Origin of the sequence: Rhodococcus koreensis (assembly GCF_900105905.1) — a bacterium.
Classification (GTDB): Bacteria; Actinomycetota; Actinomycetes; order Mycobacteriales; family Mycobacteriaceae; genus Rhodococcus_F; species Rhodococcus_F koreensis.
The window spans coordinates 5911665-5936422 of sequence record NZ_FNSV01000005.1 but is presented as its reverse complement, the minus strand read 5'-3'; the positions used below and the strand labels follow the sequence as shown (position 1 = coordinate 5936422).

The 24758-nt window shown below is 65.4% G+C and carries 26 protein-coding genes and 3 pseudogenes; 10 read left to right on the top strand and 19 right to left on the bottom strand.

Annotated features, from left to right (window positions below; all coding sequences use genetic code 11):
- Window positions 1-7 precede the first annotated feature (7 nt).
- The 5 genes from BLV94_RS31570 to BLV94_RS31550 form a co-directional block, all read right to left on the bottom strand.
- A complete protein-coding gene (locus BLV94_RS31570; RefSeq protein ID WP_072936863.1) occupies window positions 8-1645 on the bottom strand; it encodes an ABC transporter permease in 1638 nt (545 codons plus the stop codon).
- The gene (locus BLV94_RS31565; protein ID WP_072936862.1) at window positions 1642-2571 is read right to left on the bottom strand and encodes an ABC transporter ATP-binding protein; all 930 of its coding nucleotides are present in this window, start codon (window positions 2569-2571) and stop codon (window positions 1642-1644) included. Before BLV94_RS31565 ends, BLV94_RS31570 begins: the two co-directional genes overlap by 4 nt.
- 8 nt (window positions 2572-2579) lie before the next feature.
- Entirely contained in the window at window positions 2580-3284 is a 705-nt protein-coding gene (locus tag BLV94_RS31560) for a TetR/AcrR family transcriptional regulator (protein WP_072936861.1), read from the bottom strand.
- Window positions 3285-3332: 48 nt separating this feature from the next.
- Window positions 3333-3713, bottom strand: a complete 381-nt coding sequence (locus BLV94_RS31555; protein ID WP_072936860.1) for a decarboxylase — start codon at window positions 3711-3713, stop codon at window positions 3333-3335.
- Between the two features lie 147 nt (window positions 3714-3860).
- Window positions 3861-4481: a hypothetical protein gene (locus tag BLV94_RS31550; RefSeq protein ID WP_072936859.1), complete on the bottom strand. Its 621-nt coding sequence runs from the start codon at window positions 4479-4481 to the stop codon at window positions 3861-3863.
- Between the two features lie 126 nt (window positions 4482-4607).
- Between BLV94_RS31550 and BLV94_RS31545 the strand changes: the two genes are divergently transcribed.
- Together BLV94_RS31545 and BLV94_RS31540 are read left to right on the top strand one after the other, a co-directional pair.
- Window positions 4608-5498: an alpha/beta fold hydrolase gene (locus BLV94_RS31545; protein ID WP_072936858.1), complete on the top strand. Its 891-nt coding sequence runs from the start codon at window positions 4608-4610 to the stop codon at window positions 5496-5498.
- A 174-nt stretch (window positions 5499-5672) separates the two neighbouring features.
- Window positions 5673-5927, top strand: coding sequence for a hypothetical protein (locus tag BLV94_RS31540; RefSeq protein ID WP_083395736.1), 255 nt, complete (start codon window positions 5673-5675; stop codon window positions 5925-5927).
- A 220-nt stretch (window positions 5928-6147) separates the two neighbouring features.
- Here BLV94_RS31540 and BLV94_RS52210 read toward each other — a convergent pair whose 3' ends face one another.
- Window positions 6148-6618: a hypothetical protein gene (locus tag BLV94_RS52210; RefSeq protein ID WP_174705435.1), complete on the bottom strand. Its 471-nt coding sequence runs from the start codon at window positions 6616-6618 to the stop codon at window positions 6148-6150.
- Window positions 6619-6646: 28 nt separating this feature from the next.
- Complete coding sequence (locus BLV94_RS31530) at window positions 6647-7126, bottom strand: SRPBCC family protein (RefSeq protein ID WP_072936855.1); 480 nt, start codon at window positions 7124-7126, stop codon at window positions 6647-6649.
- Window positions 7127-7222: 96 nt separating this feature from the next.
- Here BLV94_RS31530 and BLV94_RS31525 point away from each other — a divergent pair, with 96 nt between their 5' ends.
- Together BLV94_RS31525 and BLV94_RS31520 are read left to right on the top strand one after the other, a co-directional pair.
- Window positions 7223-7684, top strand: coding sequence for a hypothetical protein (locus tag BLV94_RS31525; protein ID WP_072936854.1), 462 nt, complete (start codon window positions 7223-7225; stop codon window positions 7682-7684).
- Between the two features lie 29 nt (window positions 7685-7713).
- Complete coding sequence (locus BLV94_RS31520; RefSeq protein WP_072936853.1) at window positions 7714-8085, top strand: hypothetical protein; 372 nt, start codon at window positions 7714-7716, stop codon at window positions 8083-8085.
- A 253-nt stretch (window positions 8086-8338) separates the two neighbouring features.
- Here the strand turns inward: BLV94_RS31520 and tnpB are convergent, their stop codons facing one another.
- Window positions 8339-9640, bottom strand: coding sequence for an IS607 family element RNA-guided endonuclease TnpB (tnpB, locus tag BLV94_RS31515; protein WP_072936852.1), 1302 nt, complete (start codon window positions 9638-9640; stop codon window positions 8339-8341).
- A complete protein-coding gene (locus tag BLV94_RS31510; RefSeq protein ID WP_072936851.1) occupies window positions 9637-10233 on the bottom strand; it encodes an IS607 family transposase in 597 nt (198 codons plus the stop codon). The genes tnpB and BLV94_RS31510 overlap by 4 nt, the downstream gene beginning before the upstream one ends.
- 70 nt (window positions 10234-10303) lie before the next feature.
- Here BLV94_RS31510 and BLV94_RS31505 point away from each other — a divergent pair, with 70 nt between their 5' ends.
- The 6 genes from BLV94_RS31505 to BLV94_RS31480 all read left to right on the top strand — a co-directional run bounded on the left by BLV94_RS31505 (window position 10304) and on the right by BLV94_RS31480 (window position 17212).
- On the top strand, window positions 10304-10846 hold the full coding sequence (locus tag BLV94_RS31505) for an SDR family oxidoreductase (RefSeq protein ID WP_371851525.1): 543 nt from the start codon (window positions 10304-10306) through the stop codon (window positions 10844-10846).
- A 36-nt stretch (window positions 10847-10882) separates the two neighbouring features.
- The gene (locus BLV94_RS31500; RefSeq protein ID WP_072936850.1) at window positions 10883-12358 is read left to right on the top strand and encodes an aldehyde dehydrogenase family protein; all 1476 of its coding nucleotides are present in this window, start codon (window positions 10883-10885) and stop codon (window positions 12356-12358) included.
- Window positions 12359-12548: 190 nt separating this feature from the next.
- On the top strand, window positions 12549-13967 hold the full coding sequence (locus tag BLV94_RS31495; protein WP_072936849.1) for a WS/DGAT/MGAT family O-acyltransferase: 1419 nt from the start codon (window positions 12549-12551) through the stop codon (window positions 13965-13967).
- Window positions 13968-14361: 394 nt separating this feature from the next.
- Window positions 14362-15567: a cytochrome P450 gene (locus tag BLV94_RS31490; RefSeq protein ID WP_244163711.1), complete on the top strand. Its 1206-nt coding sequence runs from the start codon at window positions 14362-14364 to the stop codon at window positions 15565-15567.
- A 77-nt stretch (window positions 15568-15644) separates the two neighbouring features.
- Window positions 15645-15971, top strand: a complete 327-nt coding sequence (locus BLV94_RS31485; RefSeq protein ID WP_072936848.1) for a 2Fe-2S iron-sulfur cluster-binding protein — start codon at window positions 15645-15647, stop codon at window positions 15969-15971.
- Between the two features lie 2 nt (window positions 15972-15973).
- Window positions 15974-17212: an NAD(P)/FAD-dependent oxidoreductase gene (locus BLV94_RS31480; protein ID WP_083395734.1), complete on the top strand. Its 1239-nt coding sequence runs from the start codon at window positions 15974-15976 to the stop codon at window positions 17210-17212.
- A gap of 243 nt (window positions 17213-17455) precedes the next feature.
- On the opposite strand, the pseudogene BLV94_RS31475 reads toward BLV94_RS31480, so the two are convergent.
- The 10 genes and pseudogenes from BLV94_RS31475 to BLV94_RS31430 form a co-directional block, all read right to left on the bottom strand.
- A pseudogene (locus BLV94_RS31475) lies at window positions 17456-18389 on the bottom strand (transposase).
- Window positions 18390-18568: 179 nt separating this feature from the next.
- Window positions 18569-18814, bottom strand: a complete 246-nt coding sequence (locus BLV94_RS31470) for a hypothetical protein (RefSeq protein WP_072936846.1) — start codon at window positions 18812-18814, stop codon at window positions 18569-18571.
- Between the two features lie 181 nt (window positions 18815-18995).
- Complete coding sequence (locus BLV94_RS31465; protein ID WP_072936845.1) at window positions 18996-19307, bottom strand: hypothetical protein; 312 nt, start codon at window positions 19305-19307, stop codon at window positions 18996-18998.
- A gap of 204 nt (window positions 19308-19511) precedes the next feature.
- Window positions 19512-20729 carry a 3,4-dihydroxy-2-butanone-4-phosphate synthase gene (gene ribB, locus BLV94_RS31460; RefSeq protein WP_072936844.1) on the bottom strand — a complete coding sequence of 406 codons (1218 nt, stop codon included), beginning with the start codon at window positions 20727-20729 and terminating at the stop codon, window positions 19512-19514.
- A gap of 52 nt (window positions 20730-20781) precedes the next feature.
- Window positions 20782-21099, bottom strand: a complete 318-nt coding sequence (locus BLV94_RS31455; protein ID WP_074933867.1) for a hypothetical protein — start codon at window positions 21097-21099, stop codon at window positions 20782-20784.
- Window positions 21096-21608, bottom strand: a complete 513-nt coding sequence (locus BLV94_RS31450) for a flavin reductase family protein (protein ID WP_072936842.1) — start codon at window positions 21606-21608, stop codon at window positions 21096-21098. Before BLV94_RS31450 ends, BLV94_RS31455 begins: the two co-directional genes overlap by 4 nt.
- Before the next feature lie 4 nt (window positions 21609-21612).
- Window positions 21613-21906, bottom strand: a pseudogene (locus BLV94_RS31445) (LLM class flavin-dependent oxidoreductase); the annotation flags it as partial.
- Between the two features lie 33 nt (window positions 21907-21939).
- A protein-coding gene (locus tag BLV94_RS31440; RefSeq protein WP_244163452.1) for an IS3 family transposase occupies window positions 21940-23393 on the bottom strand; the annotation gives its coding sequence in 2 pieces (ribosomal slippage) (window positions 21940-23021 and window positions 23021-23393; 1455 coding nt in all).
- A gap of 79 nt (window positions 23394-23472) precedes the next feature.
- Window positions 23473-23589, bottom strand: a pseudogene (locus BLV94_RS51110) (LLM class flavin-dependent oxidoreductase); the annotation flags it as partial.
- 31 nt (window positions 23590-23620) lie between these two features.
- Window positions 23621-24754, bottom strand: coding sequence for an ISAs1 family transposase (locus tag BLV94_RS31430; RefSeq protein WP_072951359.1), 1134 nt, complete (start codon window positions 24752-24754; stop codon window positions 23621-23623).
- Between the last annotated feature and the right edge of the window lie 4 nt (window positions 24755-24758).

The following is a 24758-nucleotide window of genomic DNA, read 5'->3' as shown; positions in this document are numbered from 1 at the left end:
CCGGGGATCAGCGCAGATCGCGCCGCCGGAACGCCGCCACACCCACCACGATCAGCGCGGCCGTGATCAGCAGCAGCCACCCGATCGGCGCCCATTCGAACTGGCCGCCCGGCAGCTTCGGAGCGTGGCTGAACGGTTCGAGATTCAGTACCGCCTGCGGGAACTGCGCGATCGACCCCACCATGAAGATCAGCAGGAACGCGACGAGCACTCCCCACGCCACCGGCGTGAACCGCGGAACGACACCGAACAGCAGGACCGTCACTCCGGCCAGCATCCAGATCGCGGGAAGCTGCACGAGCGCCGCCCCGACCACGCCGGGCAGGGCCCCACCCACGTCGCCGACGGACGCGCCGTAGGTGAGCCCGCCGGCCACCCCGGCCACCACCATCGCGACCGCCGGACCCAGCAACGCGAACAGGATGTGGCTCGACGCCCACCGGACCCGGCCGACGGAACCGGCGGTCACGGGCTCGAGACGCTGAGCGTTCTCCTCCGAGTACAACCGCAACGACGCGGAGATCGCGTAGGCCGCGGCCGCGATGGCGAGCATGGTGAACGCGTAGCCGATGAACGATTCCTCCAGCGACTGCGACCCACCCATCCGCAGGATGATGTCGCGGATCGTCTGACTGTTGCCGACCTGGCCGCCGACGCCGTTCGCGGCGCTGCCGATCAGCAGTCCGTACAGTCCGAGCCCGGCGGTCCAGGCCGCGAGTGTGCCGCGGTGCATCCGCCACGCAAGCCCGAGGGTTCCGGCGAGCGCAGGCGATGCGTCGGTGGGACCGGGCCGTTCGGCGATCAGGCCGGCGCCGACATCGCGACGGCGCAGGAGAGCGTATGCCGCCCAGGTGAGTACGGCCGCCGTAACCAGGCTGGGGATAACGACCCACCAGCGTTCGTCGGCATACGGACGGATCTGCAAGGCCCAGCCGAGCGGCGAGAACCACGACAGGGTGCCGCTGCCGGCGTCACCGACCGCGCGCAACGCGAACGCGACGCCCAGCACCGTCAACGCGATGCCGCGCGCGACGCGGGCGCCGGTGCTCACCTGGGCCGCAACGGCCGCCACCGCCGTGAACACCAGACCGGAGCAGGCCAGCGACGTCCCGAAGGCCACCGAGCCGCCCACCGGGAGGTCGCGGGCGAGTAACGCTGCCGCACAGAGAATCCCGGTGATGACGGAGGCACCACCGGCGAGGATCAGCGCCGCGGTCAGACCTGAATACCGTCCGACGGCGGTGGAGTCGAGAAGCTCGGCCCGGCCGGTCTCTTCCTCGGCGCGGGTGTGCCGGATGACGGTCAGGATCACCACCAGCCCGATCAGCGTGTAGTAGATGCCGGCCTTCCAGACCCCCACCGAACCGAGGCTGGAGTTGAAGATCGGCCCGTACATGGCGATCTGCGCGGGGCTGGCCGCCGTGGTGGCCGCGAACTCCGCCAGGTCGGCCGGCGAGGTGTAGATGTCGGCGATGCTCGTGACGTACAGCGCGGGCGCGAACGCGAAGATCAGCACCCACAGGGGCAGCGCGATCCGGTCCCGGCGCAGGAACAACCGCAGAAAGTGCAGCGTCCCCGTGAAATCCGAGGAAGATACCGGCGCCGGTTCCACGGGCCGGAACCGGGGCACCGTCGCGGTAGTCATGCCCGCACCTTCTCCACCGTGTCGGACGACGCCGTCGGGCCGTCGTCGATCTCGTAGTGCCGCAGGAAGAGTTCTTCGAGGGTCGGGGGCTTGCTGACGAGGCTCCGCACCCCCGTGTCGCCGAGCACCCGGATGAGTTCGCCGAGATGCTCGCTGTCGACCTGGCAGTGCAGCGTCGTCCCGTCGAACTGGATGTCCGCCACGCCGTCGATGCGACTCAGATCGCCGGGATCACCGAGAAGTTCGGCAGTGATCGACGTTCGGCTGAGGTGCCGCATCGACGCCAGTGTCCCGGATTCGACGGTCCGCCCCGACCTGATGATGGTGACCCGCTCGCACAGCGCCTCCACCTCGGACAGGATGTGACTGGACAGCAGCACCGTCACCCCGCGGTCGCGGGCCTCGCCCACGCACTCACGGAACACCTGCTCCATCAACGGATCCAGCCCCGACGTCGGCTCGTCGAGCAGCAGCAGGCGGGCGTCGGACGAAAACGCCGACACCAGGGCCACCTTCTGCCGATTGCCCTTCGAATACGCTCGCCCCTTCTTCCGCGGGTCGAGGTCGAAACGCTCGATCAGATCCTTCTTGCGGGTCTCGTCCAGTCCGCCGCGCATCCGCGCGAGGAGGTCGATGGTCTCGCCGCCGGACAACGACGGCCACAGTGTCACGTCGCCGGGGACGTAGGCCATGTCGAGGTGCAGTGCGACGGCGTCGCGCCACGGATCGCGGCCGAACACGGTGGCCTCACCGCTGTCGGGGTGCAGGCTGCCGAGGAGGACGCGGATGGTGGTGGACTTGCCTGCCCCGTTCGGCCCGAGGAATCCATGCACTTCCCCTTCGCCGACCTCGAGGTCGAGTCCGTCCAGCGCCCGGGTTCGTCCGAACGTCTTCACCAGGTTGCGCACTTCGATGATCGCGCTCATAGCTGCTCCTAGTTCGGGGAGTCGGTATGTTCTGGGGGTGCCGCACCCGCCTGCGCGGCGCCGTCTTCGGTGGCCAGATATGCCTCGAGCATCGACGAATCCGGCAGCAGACCCTCGGTGTACATCTCGAGGGCGGGCAGCGTGACGTCGGTGGCGAGGTCGCGGATGGCGGTGGCGTAATCGAGCGGAACTTCCTTGTCGGCGCGCATCTGCAGGTAGAGCAGCATCGCGCCGACGTTGTAGAGGGTCAGGTAGCGGGCCCGCGCCGCCGGGTTGCGGCTGGGCCGGACACTTCCGGTCGCCACTCCCAGTTCGAGGTACTGCGTGGTGTCTTCCACCATGTGCTCGAAGAGGGATTCGCCGAGACCTCCGCCCGCCTGGAAACTCCGCACGATGTACGCGACGAGCGGGGCGTACTGCTCGATGTCGGCGAGAGCCTGCATGGCTCCCGCCGGTCCGGGCGTCGAGATGGCCTCCGCCTTCTGTTCCCGGATGATCCGCAGAACGTGCTCGTCGCATTCGGCGCGCAGACCGTCCTTCGAACCGAAATGATGGATGACCAGGCCGGGTGACACCCCGGCGGCAGTGGCGATCGCCCGCACTCCAGTGCCGAAACCGTGATTGCCGAACACCGTGATGGCCGCGTCGCGCACTCGGGCGCGGGTGGTCATGTCGGGTTGCGGGACCCCGGAAGCGGCACTGGTTGAACGCATGTTTAGTACGCTAAACGCACGTTCAACCGGGCGCAAGGGGTGACGGCGTCAAGATTTCGTCAAGGCGGAAACAGCCGGGCGCCCGGTGAACACGACACTCGGGCGGGGGAACCGGTTCCGGGCGCAGGCCTCGTCCAGGGCTTCGTCGACGGCCTCGCGCAGATCGACCCGATCCGCGTCCGCCAGGACCAGCTCCGTCAGGATCACCCCGTAGTCGCGCCGGACCTGTTCCATCAGCGCGATCGCGTCGTCGATGGCTTCGGAATCCGCGGCGCAGCGAAAACCGACGAGCCGCGGTTGCGGCTGTTCCGTCACTGCGCGCAGCGCATCCTCGATGCCCGGGCCGGTCGCACCGAGGACCGACAGGTCGAGCAGCGTGTTCTGGCGCGACTGCTCGTGCGCGAACAGATGGGGAAGATGAAGCGTCATCGGAACCTCCTCGATCCGTCGACGGCCGTGGGTGGGCCGACTCGGGGATTCAGTTCCAGATCTACCCCCGTCGCGCGAGGATTCGGCGGGTCTTGACGCCGATCTGACTCCGGCGACCGCAATCCTGACGCGGTGTTGGCGGGGGCCCTATGCCGTGGTGGCTTTCGCGACCGCGTCCCGAGTGAGACCGGTCAGCTTGTCGACGTTCTCGGGAGTGGCCGGATAGCCGGCCGAGGTCACCCCGACGACATATGCGCCGTCGAGCGCGCCGTACCCGATGTGCGTGTCTTCGCCCTGAGTGACGGCACCGGCTAACGCCTTGTCGCCGACGCCTGCCGGCGCGGGCAGCGCCACGAAACCCGGCACGACTTCACTCTTGCCGATCGCCTGCTCGAACGCGGCGGACGCCGCAGCGGAGCTGGCGTATTGATCCACGGAGATGGTGACCCTTCGCCCGTCGCCGCCTTCGTAGATGACCATTCGCGTCGCTTCGGGGGCACCGGCCGCCGTGGAGTTCTCACCCGTCGCGGTCTGTCGCTCGATCTCAGGGAAGTAGCTCTGCACTCCGTCCAGCGCGACGACCACGTCCTCGGGCAAGAGGTTCGCCTCGAACGTCGTCTGATCCTGCTGCGACTCGGCATCGGACCCGGAGTCCTGCTGCCCGCACCCCGCCGCGAGCACGACCCCGGCCAGGACGATCGAGAGGAAGGCGAGAGATCCGCGACCGCCGCGCGTGCGCACGCCGTGCCGCTCCGTCGATTGCACCACGCCGGATACCCCCTACTGCTCGGGACGAACCACCCGTCGAGCCTAGTATGGAAAAGATCCGAGTACCTGCAGTTTCGACGCCGCCCACCCGGTTTCGGCGTCCGGCCAACACTGTGAGGAGTCCACGTGACGAGCGAGGGAAGCATCCGGATCGGCAGCCGGACCATCACGTATCTCGAAGCCGGTGACCCGAGCGGGCCGCTCGTGCTGCACAACCACGGCGGACCGTCGAGCCGACTGGAGGCCGAACTGTTCGACTCGTACGCGAAGGCCAACGGACTGCGATTCGTCTGCGCGGATCGGCCGGGCATCGGCCGGTCCGACCTCCAGCCGGGTCGCACCTTCGAAAGCTGGACCGATGACCTCCTGCTGCTGGCCGACTCGTTCGACGCCGACCGGTTCGCGGTGACCGGCTGGTCCGAGGGCGGACCGTGGGCCCTGGCGGCGGCCGCGTATCTGGACCCGATGCGACTGGTCAGCGTCGTGTGCATCGCCGGCGGCAACTACGGAACGTTCGGCGCGAACTGGGCCGCGGATCATCTGAGCAGCGTGGACGCGCTGGGCGGTCGCCTGGCGCTGCACTTCCACCCGGGTTTCACGCTCATGTATGAGCTGCTCGGCATGAGCGCCACACATTTCGAGGAGCGTTACGGGCAGGCGATCACAAAGTCGGCGTGCGCGGCAGACCGGGAGGTACTGGCCGACGAGGAAGTCCTCACAACATTCCTGAAGGCAAGCCGGGAGTGCTTTCGTCACGGCGCAGACGGACTCGTCGTCGACGCCACGATGCTCTACGAGGCCTGGCCGTTCGACATGTCCAAAGTGAAACGCCCGGTGCACTTCTGGCAGGGCAGCGCAGACACCCTCGTACCCGAGATCATCAACAAGACGGTGGCCGACAGGACTCCGGGCGCCGTCTGGCACCCGGTCAGCGGTGGTGGTCATTTCATCGCCGTCAGCCACGCCGACGACATCCTCGCGCTGACAGCGAGCGATCTTGCGTCAGCATCCAACTGAAGGGCCCGGCCGAGAACTGCCACGCCACTGCCGCTTCCGGCATCCGGTCGGGACCGAAATTCACTGTGTAATGGTCATGTTCCGAGTTACTTTGGGTTAATGCCACCCCGCTACCACGTCACCTCGGTGTTGAATCGTGCATCCATTTCCCGATACGGGTTGGACTGGAGTCGGATGGGTGCGGCTCGCGGTATCGCAGGGAGCTACCGCCCCGAGCAGCAGGGCTGTTTCCTCGCTGCAGGCGAGCGGGAATGCGACTGGTTTGTGCGGATGAACAACACCGGTGGAGCAGTGGACGTGTGGGAAGTCCACGGCATCGACGATGCCGATCTGGTCCAGTCTCCGGAGGGCTACTTCTACTTCCCCGGTGTCATCGCAGCCTCCGAATTGCTGTTGGTGCAACGCGACCTGCCACCGGCCCGGAACTAGTGAATGCGTGTGCGTGAGAGAGACCCGACTCGCACGAGCTGTAACGAATTCTTGTCCGCCGCCGAAAGTCCAGGGGGCGAGGTACGTCTCGAGTCTCGGGGAATGAAGAAATGGGAGGGCTCATGAGCAACCAGTTGGGGCGCCGCGCATGCGCTGCGGCACTCACTGCTGTCGGGTTGGGAACCGCTGTCGTGGCAGGAGGGGGTGCGGTCGCACATGCTCAGCCCGCACCACCGACATCGACGACGATGACGTGCTCGAGCGCGAATCCGCTCGTCTGGGCGCCGCCGTTCACGTGGACCGTCAATGCTTCGTCCGGGGAGTCGCTGCGACCGGGTGGGTCGGTGTTGGAGCCGGCGATCCTGCTCAGCGGCGGGAACGAACTGCCCACGCCGCCCGGCGGTCTGATCCCGAGCATCGGAATCAACTGGTACGGCACGCGGGTGTCGGTCGACTGGCACAACACGACGACGGGCGCGACCGGCCACAGCGTCAGCGACGAGGCGGCGTGGCAGCAGAACCCGGGAATCCCGATCAACCGGACCTGGACGGGAACCGGAACGGTGTCGTTCACCGTCACCGTCCAGACCGGCGCGGGATGGTGGTTCGTCAATTCCCAGAACGCCGTCTGCCAGGGAACGATCTCCGTCGTACCGGGGCGGTAATCGGAGCCGTCGGCGGCGTGGCGCACAGTGCCCGCCGCCGACAGTCCTCGGCTGTCAGGCGGGTGGTTGCCCGTCGCTCGCCTCGGCGAGTTCGGCAAGCCGGTCCGCCGATGCCAGCAGCCAGTCGGAGGTGGTGCTGCGGGCCCGCTCTTGGCGTTTCGGGTCGTCGGTCAAGCACGACCAATCATAGGTGTGCGTGACCCGGACGCGGTTCTCGTCGAGCGGCTCGAGTTCCCAGCGCCACAGATGCCCGGGCGGTGGATGACCCTGCTCGGACGGCGTCCAGGCGATCAGCCGCCCCTCTTCGAATTCCACCACGTGGTTGTCGCGGATGCCTGCGTTGGTCAACGTCATGGTGAATACGTCACCCACGGCGTGCACCCGCTGTCCGGGCGCAGCCTCGGCCAGGTTGTCGTTGCCGTCCCAGCGCGGCTGTTGCGCCGGGTCTGCGATCAGTTCGAAGATCACCCCTGCCGGGGCAGCGATGACGCGGCTGGCGGTGACGACGGTGGGAATCCCGTTCTCCTCGGTCATGACTCGATCACACCACGGGGTGACTGCAGGTTCGACGCCGACGCTCGGTTTCCGAGGTACCGTCGGGACCATTGACCGACGGCGACCTGGAGCACCATGTCTCTTCCCACGCTCGGCAAGTCGATCGCGATCACCGGACTGGCGCTGGCCGGATTGTTCGGTGCCGCCGCCCCGGCCGCGGCGGATCAAACGCAGGACCGATGGGTGAACATTCCGGACACCGCGACGGTCGCTCACGGTATTGCCTGTGGCGGCCGGATCGGAGGTGTCACCGTTGCCACCGACGCGCTGCCCGGGCTGGTCTACGTTCGGCTGAACGCGACGTTCGTCGGTATGTCGGCGACGCCGGGAGTGCTGTGCTCGGTATTCGCGACGCTGCACTGGCGCAACCTGGATACCGGTGCCACAGGATCGTGGTCGGCCGATGTCAGCGGCGGACTGCTCGACTTCCCGGCGGAACCGTGGGCCCACCTCGAGACGGGATCCGGTCGCGTCGAGGTCACGCTGACTACCGACCGCCCGCACATCCCCAGCAGCACCGAGATCACTGTGTATTGAGTACCGGACAACCGAGGAAAGGGCACAACATGCGCAACCTTCGACGTACGGCAGTGGCGGGGGCAATGATCGCGGGACTGATGGCCGTCGGAACGGCAACGGCGTCCGCCGCGCCGTTCGGCTCCCTGGGTGACGGCCCCGATCTCGTGATCACCCAGGCAAATATCGAAGGCATCAGTGCGTGCGCCGTGCGCGTCACCAACGAGGGCGACGGCACCGCCACCGGTGTCACTGTCCACACCCCGCTCGTGTACGAGAGCACGACCCTCGGCACGCTCGCTCCCGGCGAATCGAAAATCGCCCAGTACTTCGACTGCGGATTCTCCGAGCGCATCTTCTACTTCGCCACGACTGCCGGTGAGACGAACTGGGGCGACAACTTCCTGTACATCGAACTCTGACCGCCCGTCGTTGCGGGGAACCCCCTCGTGCCGACCTCGACAATCGCGGATCCGATGACGGTCGAGAGCGCCACGCCCACTCCCCCGCCACGAGTTCCCTGTTGACGACCGGCGGCAACAACATTCGCCTATTCGCTAGGAGAAGGGCCTCACCCTTGCGCAGCTCTCGGACATCACGGGAGAGTGAAATGAAAGCCGTGATGCGTCATACCGTTCGATGAAGTGTGATGCTATGTCCCGCTTCATCGAGCCACTACCTTGCGGTGGTGGCGTTGAGTCCTGTCGGACTCTTCCCGTGGCGGTGCGACTGCGGAGCGTGCGAGCACGCCCGTCTGACATCGCTTCCATCGGGCAGCTCCCGGCGCAACTCGCCGGTGTCGACCGCCAAAGCGGCCAAATTCCGGGCCGCGTTCTCATCCCGATCAAGGACGATCCCGCAGGCCAGGCACGCGAACACCCGCTCATTCAGGGGCAGCTTGGCTTTCGCTGTCCCGCACTCCGAGCAGGTCTTGGAAGAAGCGAACCAACGGTCCGCCACAACGAGCCGGACCCCGGCCCGTTCGGTCTTGTAGGTGAGCTGACGGCGGATCTGCCCCCACGACACACCGGCGATGTGCCGGGCCAGACGCCGGTTCCGCAGCATCCCGGCCACGTGCAGGTCTTCGATCACGATCGTGTCGAACTCCCGCACCAGACGGGTAGTGAACTGGTGGGTGTCGTCGCGACGCAGGTTCGCCACGCGGGTGTGGATGCGGTCGGCGCGGGCGCGGGCCTTCTTCCACCGGTTCGACGGCGCGACACCGGTTCGGCGGTCCGGGCCCAGGCGGCGAGCGCAGGCCCGTTCGGCGCGGCGCAGGTTCCGCAACTCGGCATCGAGGCGACGCTGGTTCTGCACCTGCTCACCGGTCGAGAGGGTAGCCAGATGCGAGATACCGAGATCGACGCCGACCACCCGGCCACCGGTGCGTTCTGCGGGTTCGGTGTCGGGGAGGTCAACGGAGAACGAGACATGCCAGCGGCCACGCTGGTACGACAGGGTGGCCGACCGGATACGCGCGGTGCCTGCTTCGATCTTGCGGGCCAGCTTGCGGGTCGACTCACTGGTGCGCACCACCCCGATCACGGGCAACTGCACGTGCCGGCGGTCGCGGACCAGCCCGAATTGGCCGGTGGTGAACTTGCACGACATGCGCGCGGTCCGCTTGGACTTGAACCGGGGCATCTTCGCTCGGCCCGCCGTGCGGTTGGCGAGCGCGGCGGCGAGGTTGGCGCAGCCCGAGGCGTACGCCTCCTTGCTGTTCTGTTTCCACCACGGCGCCACCTCATTCTTGGCCGCGTTCCACGCTTTCCGCAGGCCGTAGGCGGAAGTGGCCATCCATGGGGTGAGTTGATCACCGGTCAGGCCGTAGGTCTGCTCCGCGGCACGCTGCGACCAGTTCGCCTTCACTCGCGCGAGGCACCAGTTGTAGGCGACCCGTGTGGCACCGCAGTGCGAGGCCATCGCGTCGGCTTGCGCCTCGGTCGGATCGAGGGCGAACAGATACGCCCGGATCACGTCGGCTCCCCGGGCTCGGCTTGCGCTGCGCGCACCCCTGCCGCCGCCCTCCGAGGGGCGGAGCGATGGTCATACAGGCGCGCGCACATCGTGGTCAGCATCTCGGTCATTTCGCGCACCAGGTCGTCGGCGACCCCGGAATCATCAAGGACCTCGGAATCATCGAGCACGACAATGCGTCGCCCCTGCGCGGACAACGCGGCTTCCAGGTACTCCACTCCGAAGGAAGCCAGTCGGTCGCGGTGCTCCATCACGATCGTGGTTACGGTCGGGTCGGCGAGCAGCTTCCGCAGCTTCTCGTGCCGCCCGCCCGGCCCGGACCCGATTTCGGTGATGGTGCGGTCGATCGACAGCCCACGCTCCCCTGCGCCGGTCAGGACTCGCCCGGCTTGGCGTTCGAGGTCGGGCTTCTGCTCGGGCGAGGAGACGCGGCAATATGCCACGGTCACACCGGGTTCCCGAACGGGCGGGTCGATGAGGATGGTGCCGGTCGGGAGCTGCCTGGCGGGCACGGGGAGCTTTCCGGCGTGGAACCAATTCAGCGCAGTGCGGTACGAGACCCCCTGCTCCTTGGCCCACGCGCTCAACTTCACGTGGTCATTCTGACACAGAAGGACATGTTCTTACAGGTTTACGGCCTACAACCACGCGTGGAACGTCAGACTGCCTGCCGCCGCGCGCAGCTCCTCAACGGCCCCGGGCCCCAGACCGGGCGCGGCGGCGACCCTGGGCGCGGACGATCTCGCGGCGGCATTCGACATCTTGCTCCGCCCGCACCACGCACTCGTCCCGACCGTCCTACCCGGCATGCGGGAGCGTCGCTGGGGCCGGGTTCTGGCCATCGGCTCCTCCGGAGTTGCTGCGCCCCTGCCCAATCTGGCGATGTCCAACACCGGTCGCGCGGCCCTGGCGGGGTACCTCAAGACCCTCGCAGCCGAAGTCGCCCTCGACTGCGTCACCGTCAACCTGCTGCTGCCGGGCCGGATCGCCACCGACCGGGTGGCCGAGCTGGACGCGGCCGCCGCCAAGCGCCGAGGTGTCACCGTCACCGACATCGAAATCGAATCGCGCAAGACGATCCCGGCCCGCCGCTACGGCGACCCCGACGAATTCGGCGCCGCCGCCGCGTTCCTGTGCAGCGCCCCGGCGTCGTACATCACCGGCGTCGCACTCCGCTGCGACGGCGGCCTGATCCGCAGCCTCTAGGGCAGAACACAGCCCTCCACCTCCCGAGGAGACACGATGACCACGACCGTCACCGAGCCCACCGGCTCACACATCCGGAACGACGTCCCGACCGCGCAGCACCTCGTCAACGGCGAATGGCTGGGCGGCGCCGACACCGCGCGCTGGAACCCGGCCCGCCCGAACGAGCTCGCCGCCTACTCGCCGAGTGGTGGTACCGCCGAGGTGGACGCCGCAGTCACGGCCGCCGCCGCGGCGCAGCCGGCCTGGGCCGCGCTCCCCGCACCGGCCCGGGGCGCCGTCCTCATCACGGCGGCACACCTGTTGCAGGAACGGGGTTCCGCGGTGGCCGCGGATCTCGTCCGTGAAGAAGGCAAGACCCTCGCCGAGGCCCGGGGCGAAGTCACGCGCGCCGTGGACGTACTGCGGTTCTTCGGGTCCCTCGGATGGGCGGCCACCGGCGAGGTGCTCCCCAGCGGGCTGCCCGGAACCAGCATCACCACCCGCCGCGAGCCCCTGGGCGTCTTCGGGCTCATCACGCCGTGGAACTTTCCCATCGCCATCCCGGCGTGGAAGACGGCACCCGCTCTGATCTCGGGCAACACCGTGGTGCTCAAGCCGGCCGAACTGACGCCCCTGTCGGCCACCCACCTCGCCCGCGCCCTGCACGACGCCGGTCTCCCCGCCGGGGTATTCAACGTGGTCCACGGCAAGGGACGGGTGGTCGGTGACGCCCTGGCCCGCGACCCCCGCGTCGCGGGGCTGTCCTTCACCGGCTCCACCACCGTCGGGTTGGGGCTGCAGGACATCCTGAACGCGCGCCGGGCCCGGGTACAGCTCGAGATGGGCGGCAAGAACGCGGTGCTGGTGCTCGACGACGCCCGGAACGCCGCACAGGTGGTGGCTGCGGGCGCGTTCGGGCTCACCGGGCAGGCCTGCACGGCGACGTCCCGCGTGTACGTCACCCCCGGGATCCGCGATGCGTTCGTCGATGCGCTGGTCGAGGAGGCCGCGCGGTACGTTCCGGGTGACGGCTCGGTCGACTCGACCCGCATGGGCGCGGTGGTCAGCCGCGCGCAGTTCGAGCAGAACCGGGCGGCGGTGCGCTCCGCGGTCGAACGCGGCGCGACACTGCGGCACGGCGAGGACGCCCGTGATCCGTCCGCCGGGCTCTTCTTCCCGGCCACCGTGCTCACCGATCTGCCGCTCGACGATCCGGCGGTCACGGACGAGATCTTCGGGCCGGTCGTCGCGGTGCTGGAGGTCGCCGACTACGAGGCCGGGCTCGCTGCCGTCAACGATTCCCGCTACGGACTCACCGCGGGCATCTGCACCGACAGCTTGGCGCGCTCGACGGACTTCGCCGCCCGGGCACAGGCCGGCGTCGTCAAGATCAACCGCCCGACGGCCGGGCTGGACCTGAACGTGCCGTTCGGCGGGGTGAAGGACTCGTCCACGAACACGTTCCGGGAGCAGGGCCGCAGCGCCGTGGACTTCTACACCTGGGGGAAGACCGTATACACGGGCGTCTGATCGCAGGAGTGTGATCGTGTGTGTGGCGGAAACGGTGGCTGTGCTGTACAACTAAAACAGCGAGACCGGTTTGTGACATGAACCACACCTAAACGTTACTTTTACACACGGCAATACCGATATGAACGACAGTTCCGGGGGGAACGGATCCGCGCAGGCAGATCCGTTTCGGGAACGGTAAGGACACCACATGCTGTTCCCGATGGCGCCGACCGACTCACTGTTTCTGCTCGGCGAATCCCGCGAGCATCCGATGCACGTCGGCGGCCTGGCGGTGTTCACCCCACCCGAGGGATCGTCTGCGTCCGACGTGCGAGCGATGTTCGATGCGGCGCTGATCGGCGACCAGGTGGCGGCGCCCTTCCGTAAACGGGCCCGCCGCTCGGTGACGTCACTCGGCCAGTGGGGCTGGGACACTCTTCCGCACGACGAGGTCGATCTGGAACACCACGTGCGCCGCGACGCCCTGCCCCAGCCGGGCGGAATGGCCGAACTGATGACCCTGGTGTCACGGCTGCACGGCACCCTGCTCGACCGCAGCCGCCCCCCGTGGGAGATGCACCTGATCGAGGGACTCGCCGACGGCCGCTACGCGATCTACACCAAGATCCACCACGCCCTCGCCGACGGGGCGTCCGCGATGAGGTTGCTCCGCGACAGCATGAGCGAGGACCCGCACCGCCGGAACATGCCCACCCCCTGGCAGCCCCGGACCCCGCTGGCGGCCGTGCCGGACGCGGGCACGGCCGTCACGACCGGTCCCGGCTCCGCGCTGCCCGCCATGGCGTGGGACGCGGCCCGCGCCGCGGTCGGCGAGGTGGCCGGACTGCTGCCCGCGGCGTTGGGCACCGTGGACCGCGCCCGCCGCGGCAAGGGTGGTGCGTTGTCGCTCACCGCGCCGCACACCCTCTTCAACGTGCCGATCAGCGGGGCCCGTCACGTCGCCGCCCGGTCGTTCCCCATCGAACGGATCCGGCTGCTGGCCAAGCACGCCGACGCGACCATCAACGACATCGTCCTGACGATGTGCGCGGGCACCCTGCGGGCCTACCTGCACACCCGCGACGCGTTGCCCGACAACCCGCTGATCGCGATGGTCCCCGTGTCGCTGCGCGCGCCGGAGACCGGAACCGGTGACCGCACTCCCGGAGGCAACCGGGTGGGAGTGCTCATGTGCAACCTGGCCACCCACCTTCCCGACCCCGCGCACCGCCTCGCGACGGTGCGCAACTGCATGAACGAGGGCAAGGCCGCGCTGCAGGCGATGAGCCCCGCCCAGGTGCTCGCGATGAGCGCCCTCGGCGCCGCCCCGCTCGGAGTCGAGATGTTCCTCGGCCGACGGGGGCCGCTGCGTCCGCCGTTCAACGTCGTCATCTCCAACGTCGCCGGACCGCGAACACCGTTGTACTGGAACGGCGCCCGCCTCGAATCCCTCTACCCGCTCTCGATCCCCACCACCGGGCAGGCACTCAACATCACCTGCACCAGCAGCGACGACCAGATCGTCTTCGGCCTCACCGGCTGCCGGCGCACCGTCCCGGATCTGCACCCCATGCTCGACCACCTCGACGCCGAACTCGATCTCCTCGAAACCGCTGTCGGACTGTGACGCGAATTCGCAGTGGCGGTCACCACCGCAACTGCGATCGACCACCGCGTCGGGCAGTCCGGGACCTGCGCGGCGTCCGGCCGTAGACAACGCACGGCTGACACCGCATCCACTGCGGCGACCCACTACACCATCTCGAGTAATTGGCGTAAGCGTCGAACGCCCTGGGTAACGAAGCTTGCATGGTTTTCCACCCCCAACGAATTGACACCGGGGCGACTGCCGACGCCGAGAGCGCGCGCATCGATGACCACGTATTACCACCTTCCTCCATAATCCGGTGGATATACGGAGGATATGTGAACTTTCCCCGCATATACTCTCCCGCTCATACTTTGGAAGTCGGCGCACGCCAGTCAAGCGACGGATGCGCCCTACGAACAAAGGAGCTTCGGTGACAGTAATTTCCGACAAGCTGAGGGGCGCAGATGCAGCCCCCACTGCCGACTGGGTCACGATTTCCGACTTGCATCAGGATCCGTTCCCGATCTACCGGCGCATGCGCGAGGAATCGCCCATACATTGGGTGCCGGAAGTCAACCGGTACATGGTGACTGGATATCACGCGTGTCACATCATCGAAAACGACCAAGCGACTTTCTCCGCAGATGAGACGGACTCTCTGATGAAGCGCGCGATGGGCCATTCGATGCTGCGAAAGGACGATCCCGAACACGATGTCGATCGCCGATCATATGGTGGCGTCCTCCGGCCGCGCGCAATCAAGGACACGTGGAATGCCATCTTCTTACAAAACAGCGAGAAGTACCTGAGCCAGCTGAAGGCCGCGGGACCAGGAGCCGATCTGGTGTGGGAATACTGCGCACCATACGCGGCGGAAAACCTTCGGCAAGTGATGGGTTTTTACAATGCGACCCAGGAAGACATGCAGCGATGGTCGCAGACGATGATGGATGGAACTGGCAATTATGCTAACGATTCCGACGTGTGGGCCCGCTCGGATCAGAGCTTCGATGAAGTCGACGACGCGATCGACGAGATTCTGCCCTACCTACGGAAGCATCCCGACTCCAGCTTGCTGTCGAAGATGGCCGAACTTCCGATCCCGATGGACGCAATCCGCGCGAACATGAAGATGACCATCGGCGGTGGTCTCAACGAGCCACGCGACGTACTAGGAGTGGCCGTCTGGGCATTGCTGTCGCGCCTTGATCAGTTGGCCCAGGTGCTGGCGGACCCGTCGTCGTATTCGATGGTGTTCGACGAAGCCGTACGATGGGTGGCTCCGATCGGCATGTATCCACGTGAAACCACCTGCGCGACAGTCCTCGAGGGCATCTCACTTCCGAAAGGTGCGCGTCTCGGTGTGGCCGTCGGTGCAGCGAACCGGGACCCCGCCGTCTTTGACGACCCGGAGGATTACGACATCAATCGCACCAAGCAACCCCACCTCGCATTCGGTGGAGGAAACCACTTCTGCGCGGGCGCCTGGGTGGCCCGCGCGGCGGTAGCCGGCATTGCTCTTCCACAACTATTCGAGGCACTTCCCGGACTGCGACTCGACGAGAACAACCCTGCCACAGCCGCGGGATGGGTCTTTCGCGGAATGACGTCTCTTCCGGTCCGGTGGGGAGCGTAGTTCACCCACTTCGCACTCGGGTGTTCCGCGGACTGATCACCCTTCCCGTCACCTGGGACAACTGAAAGGCATACTCGATGTCCAAGATCACGTTTCACCATCCCGGCGGACAGACCGACGTCCTCGACGTCGAACCGGGCACCTCCGTCATGCGCGCCGCCGTCACCCATGGAATCACCGGGATCGTCGGCGAATGCGGCGGACAGGCGATGTGCGCCACCTGCCACGTCTACGTACGCGAGCCCTACCTCGAGGCACTGCCCGCGATGGGTGAAGACGAGGACGAGATGCTCGACTGCACCGCCACCGACCGCGACGACACCCGCTCGCGCCTCGGCTGCCAGATCACGATCACCGACGCACTCACCGACATCGAGGTCGACCTCCCCGAGAGCCAGGTCTGAGCATGGAACACATCGTCATCGTCGGCGCAGGCCACGCCGGAACCCAACTCGCCGAATCACTTCGACATAACGACTTCACCGCCGCGATCACTCTGGTCAACGCCGAGGCAGGGCTCCCGTATCAACGGCCGCCGCTGTCCAAGGATCACCTCGCGCAGGCCGCGCCCCCCGAACCGCTGCCTCTCAAGACACACCAGTTCCTCACCGACCACGACATCACCCTCATCGAGGCCACCTCCGTACTCGACATCGACCGCACGGCCGGCACGGTGCACTTGTCGAACGGCGAGAACCTGCGCTACTCCGAGTTGGTACTGGCCACAGGGGCACGTAACCGGCTTCTGGCCGTCCCCGGAACCAACCTCAGCGGAATCCACTACCTACGCACCGCCGACGACGCCTCGCGCCTGCACGACGCCTTGGCCACCGCACGCACCGTGGCAGTCGTCGGCGCCGGGTTCATCGGGCTCGAGTTCGCCGCCGCCGCCCGGGCCCGGGGCCTCGGCGTGACGGTCATCGAGCACCACTCCCGGCCGATGGCACGCGCCGTCTCCGCCGACATGTCACAGGTCGTGGCCGACACCCACGCCGCGGATGGTATTCGCCTGGTCCTCGGCGAATCCATCACCGCATTCGACGGCGACGGCACTCAGGTGTCCGCCGTCCTCGGCCAGAACAGTCGGCGCTACCCGGCGGATCTGGTCGTCGTCGGCATCGGCGTCGAACCCGCGACCGAGGTCGCCACCACCGCAGGACTGGCCACAGAATACGGCGGCATCCTCGTCGACGCGTTCCTCCGCACCAATGACGAGCACATCTGGGCGATCGGAGACTGCGCCGAGTTCCCCTGCCCGCACGCCGGCACGCCGACTCGCCGTGAATCCGTGCAGAACGCGGTCGACCATGCCCGGACTCTGGCCCGCACACTGACAGGATCCCCCACCGAATATTCGTCACTGCCTTGGTTCTGGAGCAACCAGGGCCGGATAAAACTACAGATAGCCGGCATCGGCAACGCCGACGACCTCTGCATCCCGCACGGTGACCCGCACTCCGGGCGATTCTCCGTATACCGGTTTCGCCAGGACAAACTGACCTGCGTCGAATCACTCAACAACCCAGCTGTGCACATAGCGGCCCGCAAGGCACTGGCCAAAGGAACTACACCCACCCCCGCCGAGGTCACCGCAGACGGATTCGACCTCAAACATTTCGTCGCACGCGAACCCACGAGCTGCTAATCTATCCGCGATCTGAACGCCGGCCCGAGGACGCTCTGAATTACAGACTGTTGCAGTTATTTTCAATGAGATCATGAACCATAGACCACGGGGGTTGCGACCAATTCTTCAATGGTTCTTCCGACCCCTCCGGAAATGGGCGCCGACAGGGTCGACGCCCGTGGCACGAACAACACCGGCAATGCAGACGATAAAAGGCAACTGGGAGTGTCCAATTGAGGTTGGATCCGACCTCTGCGTCGGTTAGTTACCGTTCGGGGTGATGCGGCCTTCGAAGGTGATTGCGAACGCGTTGAGCGCTGGCTTCCACCTCATCACCCATCGCGCCTTACCCATCCCGGTGGGGTCCAGAGCCCGTGTGGCGAGATACAGACATGTCAGGGCTGCTTGCTCGGTCGGGAAGTGTCCACGAGCCCTTATCGCACGCCTGTAACGGGCGCTGACCGACTCGATTGCCTTTATCGAGCAGATGACTCGCCTGATCTCGACGTCATAGTCCAGGAACGGCCGCGTTCTCTGTCCACGCGTTCCCTCACATCCGTACGATCGCCGGATAACGCTCGCCCCACTTCGCACCGAATTCACCGAATCGTTCCTTCGCCGCAGACTCGGACGGTGCCGTGTAGACGGGTCTGAGATCACGCGCCATCTCATCCCAGTACTGCCGGGAGGCGAGCCGAACGGTGTTGTGTATCAGATGAATAATGCACGTCTGCACCACTGCGAGTTCCCACACCGCGTTGATGGCATCGGGCAATGTCGCGTTCGCCGTTGACGGTGACCCCGATCGCGACTGGGGGTCCCTCCCGCGTGCTGGGGAACAACGGCCGGTTCTACCACTCGCCCATCTCGCCGACGACCTTGTCGCTGATGCGCGAGATGGCGCCCTTCGACACGGTCGCTCCGCAAATATCCTGGAAGTGGGCAGAGACCTCGCCGGTAGCTAAACCCTGTGCTGTCAAGGGTGATACGATCTCACCGATACCGGTCAGCCGACGTTGAAACTTCTTGACGATCTGCGGGGTGAACGAGGAATCAGTGTCTTGGTGAGCTGATTCAATAGCCCGTCCGAGCCCATCAAATCCACCCCCTGCTCCTTGGCCTGGGCCATGAGTTGCTCGGCCAACTGCTTCTGATCCACCTCGGTCGCTGCCATGGGATCCAGTGTTTCGGTCATCATCGATCCTTCCCGCCAAGCAGCAGCTCGGCGTATCGAACCAATGACATTGGGCGACTGCTACTCAGAGGTCTGCCGGACTGCAATGGAACTCGCCGTCGAACGGCACCAAATCGGCGTTGCTGATTCCACGTTTACGGAGCGATCGTTTCCGGAGCCACAAGCCAGTTCAGGTCTTATCACCCATCAGTGCGGAGATCCCGATCAAACGCTGCAATGGTGGACAGCCCATAGATGCGCTCGGGAGACGTGATGCCTTGCTGAAGTCTGGCCAACTGGGATTTGGCAGCACCGCCGAGTCGCACGTGGTACTCACGGACATCGATGGCGAAGGCGGCTGCGACATTGTCGGGACCAGGTCCGCCAAGAGGCTCCCAGAGAAGCGCGAAGTCGAGAATGTCATTGTCGTTGTGCCTGTTCCACATCTATTCCTGCCTGAGTTTCTTGATCCGTCCATTCGCAGGTTGGACACGGCGCTCCTCCACGACACAGGTCGTTGACCTCCCGCGGGTTGGCTTCGATCCATCATCGAGGCCGAGGACGATTACGCAGCGAGCTCTGTCCACTGCGAGGACTACGGAAGAGCCGGCGATAGTGCCGTCGCCGTCAAGAAGCTTCTCCCACATCGCACTCCCGCATGCTCCCCGCGCAGAGGGCCTGCGACTCAGACGGCAGATGATGTTCCAGAGGCATGAGCTGGCCCTCCATCGAGAGTAGCTTCTCGGTGCAGTGCCGGCGTAGGTGCTCCTTCGATCGCGTGTCGAGAAACGTGGAGAACCGCTTCTCCACCAACACCAACACACGTTGGTAGAACGTCGCCGGCGATATTCCGAACTCCGTGAAGACATAATCGTCACCGCCACCATAGAAGCTCCACCGCAGAGCGAAGTCGAGCAGCGCCGGATCGTAGGTATCCATCGGTTCTCCGCGGGTGAAGGGATGCCCGACCCCGGCGCACTCACCCGTTTGACTGCGCGCGGGATCGGACGATGCTTGCGGCCAATCGTCCACAGATCAACCAGTATTGCGACAATTGGATTGGAGCTAGGGAGTGATCGGACTCAGCCCCGATGACCAAGTAGGGAACCCGATCGCACAATGACTTCGAAAGGCCAGCTGCCCTCAGGTTGACGCGGGCAGGTCGAGAATGTGCCGCAAACGATCCCGCTTGGCCACCAGGTAGGAAATGTTGAACCTCGTCGGCTGCGTCTGCAGCGGTATCAGTGATGAGATCACCACTCCGAGAGCAGCTAGTTGTTCAGATTTATCCGGGTTGTTGGTCATGAGCGCGACGGATTCGATTCCGAGGTCGACGATGATCGATGCGGCGGAAGCATAGTCCCGATTGTCGACCGGACAGCCGAGGGCCGTGTTGGCATCGACAGTATCGAGTTGCTGCTCCTCTTGCATCTGATACGCCTGCAATTTTCTACCGAGTCCGATTCCCCTACCCTCGTGTCCATTCATGTAGATCACGACCCCCGAACCGCGACGGCCAATGAGTGTCAATGACGCCTCTAGTTGGTCTCCACAATCGCACCGAAACGAACCAAAGAGGTCACCGGTCATGCACTCACTGTGGACCCGGACCGGCACCGCAACGCCACTGTTGACATCGCCCAGCACCAACGCAAGGTGCTCTACGTTGTTCTTCGCGCGATAGGCCACTGCCGTGAATGTTCCATAGGGAGTCGGCACAGTCGCTCTTCCAGTGCGATGCAACTTGGCTTCTGCTCGCTCGCGAGTGGCAATCAGGTCGGCAATAGTGACTACGGCGAGATTATGCTCCCGTGCGAACGCAATAGCATCGTCACCACGCAGCATCTCCCTTCTGTCCGCCGTTATGAGCTCGCAAATTAGTGCGGCCGGCTGGATTCCGGCAAGCTTGCATAGGTCGACGCCCGCCTCGGTATGCCCGGCGCGTGCCAGGACGCCGCCGCTTCTTGCCTGCAGAGGCATAACATGCCCGGGACGAGCGAGGTCCCCGGCGACCGTCAAGGGGTCTGACAGCAAGCGGATGGTGGCTGCACGGTCCGCGGCGCTGATGCCGGTGGTGATTCCTCTGGCGGCATCGACGCTGTCGAGAAATGCGGTTCGATGGCTCTCGGTGTTGTTCTCTACCATCATGGGGAGATGAAGAGAGTGCGATCGGTCCTCAGTTATTGCGGTACAGAGAAATCCAGACGTGTGTTGCAGGTAAAACGCAATGGCATCGGTATCGGCAAACTCGGCAGCCATAATCAGGTCAGCTTCGTTCTCGCGATCCTTGTCATCGAGGACCACGACCATATTCCCACGCGCGATCGCAGTGATCGCGCGTTCTGCTGTATCGACTTTCATTTTCTTCCCAGAACCTTCAGTTTCTCGAACGATGCCAGTGCGTAAACCCGAGCTACATCTTCGATTCCTTCCTGATGATGTGCGCGCGAAGATCGCGACCGTCGCTCGACACCCACCCCTTGTCTGTCGCGTAGGCGATCATCTTGTCGAACGCCGGGGAACGCGGAGCCCAGACCTCGTTGATGCGAGCTCGAAGTTCACTGATCGTGATCGCCGTACCCAGGTCATCGATTCGGCCGAGGTTGGCAGCTCTCAGTGAAGAGTCGATACTCTCCAACGTCATTTCTGGGGGTGCCTGGACGTGGAGACGAGAAAGATCATCAAATTCTCGCAAGGCGACGAATCCCAACGAAAGTTCGATGAACATCATGCGCTCTCTTCAAGTCGGGACTCGGAGATCGCATGGGTGCCGAACGTGCGGTCGTGATAGGTCAACGGACTCGAGGCACGGGTTTCCACCGCCTCGACGGATCCGGTAACTATTGTGTGATCGCCTCCAGACACGAGCTCTTCGGCGACGCAGGCAATCCACACCGGACAATCCTCGATCCTTGGCAACGCCCGGACTCGACTCCACTCGACTCCGTCGAACTTGCTCGGACCCTTCTTCGCGAACGACACGGCCAGATCGCCTTGTTCCGAATTCAACACGTTGACCGCAAATCTGCCTGTAGCACGGATCAGTTCGAGTAGATCGGAACGATCGTCAAGAGCAATCAGGACCATCGGAGGTGTCATCGACAGTGACATGAAGGCGCTGACCGTTGTTCCGTGCGGACGCTCGCCGTCGAGGGCCGTGATGACTGCGACCGGGGTGCACACGTGAGCCATCGCATCGCGGAAGATTACTTCTAGCGGATCGACTGTACGATTTGTCATGATGTCACGCTTTCTCGGCTAGTTCCTGGGCGTACTTCAGACGCATATGCTCAACGGCGTCGAGCTGGGCCTCCGCATGCCCTGTGCGGACTGCACGCGCACGATTCGCGGCATCGACAGTCGACTGATACTGCCCCTGAAAATGGGGGAAGACATCTCGAGCGAACAGCTCCGCAGAACTCTTGGTGTCTTGGGGATTCGCCCAGTCGTGGCCCAGCTGCAGCAAGCTTCCGAATCCACCGGACTGGTCCCACAGTCGCTGAACCTGGATCCGTGCCTGTTCGGCGGTTCCGATGACGGAACTTGTCAAGGGAGTTGAGTCCACCGGGTGTTAAGCGGCTGACGTTTCGGCCTCCGCAGAATCGTCGGCGGGGCGGTTGATCCAGACGGTGTCGGGCAGGTCGAGGATCTTCGGCGCTGTCGTAGTGCCGAAGCGGTACGGATGCCTGGCCCGTGCTGCCTCGAGTACCTGCCGACGTTCGGCGGCCTTCGCCGCCGCCAAACCGAAGTGGACGTCGGCGGCAGTGTGTAGCCCGATGCCGGTGTGGCGATGCTCGTGGTTGTACCACTCGGTGAACTGCATCATGAATTCCCTTGCTTCACGCAGCGATCCGAACCGTTCGGGGAACTCCGGTCCATACTTGAGGGTCTTGAACACCGCCTCCGAATACGGGTTGTCGTTCGAGACCCGCGGCCGCGAATGCGAGCGGGTGACCTCGAGATCCGACAGCAGTGACGCGACTGACTTGCTGGTCATCGACGTGCCACGGTCGGCGTGCACGACCTGCGGAATGCCGTGCACCGCGAAGATCTGCTCCATCAACTCCCGTGCCAGCACACCCGATTCGTGTGCGTGGACGTGCACACCGACGATGTACCGCGAGTAGATGTCGATCATCACGTAGGCGTCGTAGTAGCGGCCCTTGTCCGGCCCGGCGAGCTTCGTGATGTCCCACGAGTACACCTGCCGCGGGGCGGTCGCGACCAGCTCCGGGCAGGTCCTCGCCGGGTGCCGGGCGAGCCTGCGGCGTTCACTGACCTGTGCGTTCTCCCGCAGGACGCGGTACATCGTCGACACCGAACACAGGTAGACGCCCTCGTCGAGGAGTTGCGCGTACACCTCGAGCGGCGCCTGATCGACGAACCGGTCACTGTTGAGTGTGTCGAGGATGCGGCGGCGTTCGATCGGGGTGAGCTTGTTCGCCGGCGGATGCGTAGGTCGGACTGGAGCGGAAGGTGTCGGTGCGGCGGCCGCGGCGCGACGCCGGACCGCGGTCGACCGGACCACACCGGTCACTGCGCTTGCTCTTCTCGTCGACATCCCGACGTTGGTCAGTTCGGTCCATGCTGCGGTCAGCGCTTGGTTGGCTTGTCGTCCAAATCCGCTCTCTCGGAGAGCGATTCCAAGAGAGCATGCGCTTTTCCCATGATGTCCAGGGCGGCTTCGGTGGTGGCCAGTCGCTTGTTCGTGCGGTCGAGCTCCCGCTTGAGGCGAGCGATCTCGGCCTGCTCGGCGGTGAGTTTGCCGACCTTCGCGCCGGCGGGTTTGCCGTCGAGGACGCCGGCGTCGCGTTGCTTGCGCCACTCGGTGATGAGGGAGGAGTAGAGGCCCTCGCGGCGCAGGTAGGCGCCGCCTTCGTTCGTCTGGCAGGCCTGCTCGTAGGCGGCCAGGTGCGCGAGCTTGTCCGCCGGGGCGAATGAGCGTCGGCGTGGTCCGTCGGAACGTGGGTGGGAAGACTCCATGTGACCATTGTCCCCGGCTACGGCCAGGCTGGAAATTGTCATTGTCGGGTTGATCCGTATCTCGCCCTGCAGGCGGGGTTGCTGTGAACCGGTGGACTCAACTCAGCCTGACACGCAGGGTGACGCCAATGCCCGATCGGTTGATGAAGTCGATCATCTCGTTCACCTCGCTTCCGTTCACGGCCATCTGAGGGAAGGCGGCGACGTGCTGGAAGTATTCGAACCAGTGCTCGATGCCCAGGGCCCCGGCAAAGTCGCATAAACCCACTTCAGACGGACAGCAGCAGGTCGATCGGACGATTCGGGTCTCTGCCGTAGTGGCGCAGTGTCGAGGCGATGTTGAGGTGGCCAGCCAACCGGAGGATCCCGATGACCACGTTGCGGAGCGATGCCATCACCTGTGGAGCGGACCCGGTTCTGATCGTGCAACGGTCCTCATCGAAGGTGACGTCGCGGACCCAGTGCACCCGGTTCTCGATCGTCCAGTGCCCCCGGATCCAAGCGGCGACCTGCGCTGGTGCGACCTCGGTCATCGGCACCGAACAGATCAGGTACACCACCTCGACGGTTCTGCGCCCACTGCGGGTGACGGTCCGCCGAATTTGCAGGGCCTGCACTGCCCCGGGGAAACCCAGGCCGTCGGTGTGTTCGGTGGCCTTGATGGTGCGGCGTTCGAGCCGGCCGTGGCCCCGTCCGGCAATCGACGTCGACACCGGAATGTTCTTCCACGGCAGTGCCTTCAGTCGCTTCAACAGTTTCGGCTGATTCGCTTTCACGGTGAACGCGTAGTGGCCGCCCCGGCCGAGGATGTATTCGGCGGTACCCCGTTGGCAGTGCAGGGCGTCGGCGGTGACGACGGTGTCGGCGAGCGCGAGGGGGTCGAGCAGGTCGGTCAGGAGGGGAATCTCGTTGGTCTTCGCACCCACCTCCACCTGCCCGAGCACCACACCCGCATCGTGATCGACCGCGGCCAGCAGGTGCGTGAGATGACCCGAGGTGTCTTTCGCTCCGCGCAGGGTCTTTCCGTCGACGGCGATGATCCTCCTCCCGTCGACCACCGTGGTGCGCACCCACATCCACGTACCGAGCACCTGGTCGAGGGCGGTCGCGTCGACACCTGCCAGGGTGCGACGAATCGTCGATTCGCTTGGGACGACAGCAGAAACCCCGAGTCTGCCCAGCGCCTCGGCGGGTGCGTCGTGGGCCCATTCGGCGATCGCGGTGAACGAGCGGGCACCGGCGCAGGTTGCGGACAGCGCGAGCGCGAGGATCACCGGGAAACGATGCCGGACACCACGCCGGTGACGGGGATCGGGCACCGTAGTCAGCAGGTCCAGGATCCCGGTGTCGGCGACCGATGACGCGCCGAGAAACGATCCGTTCTCGCGCACGGTGACGGGCATGGGC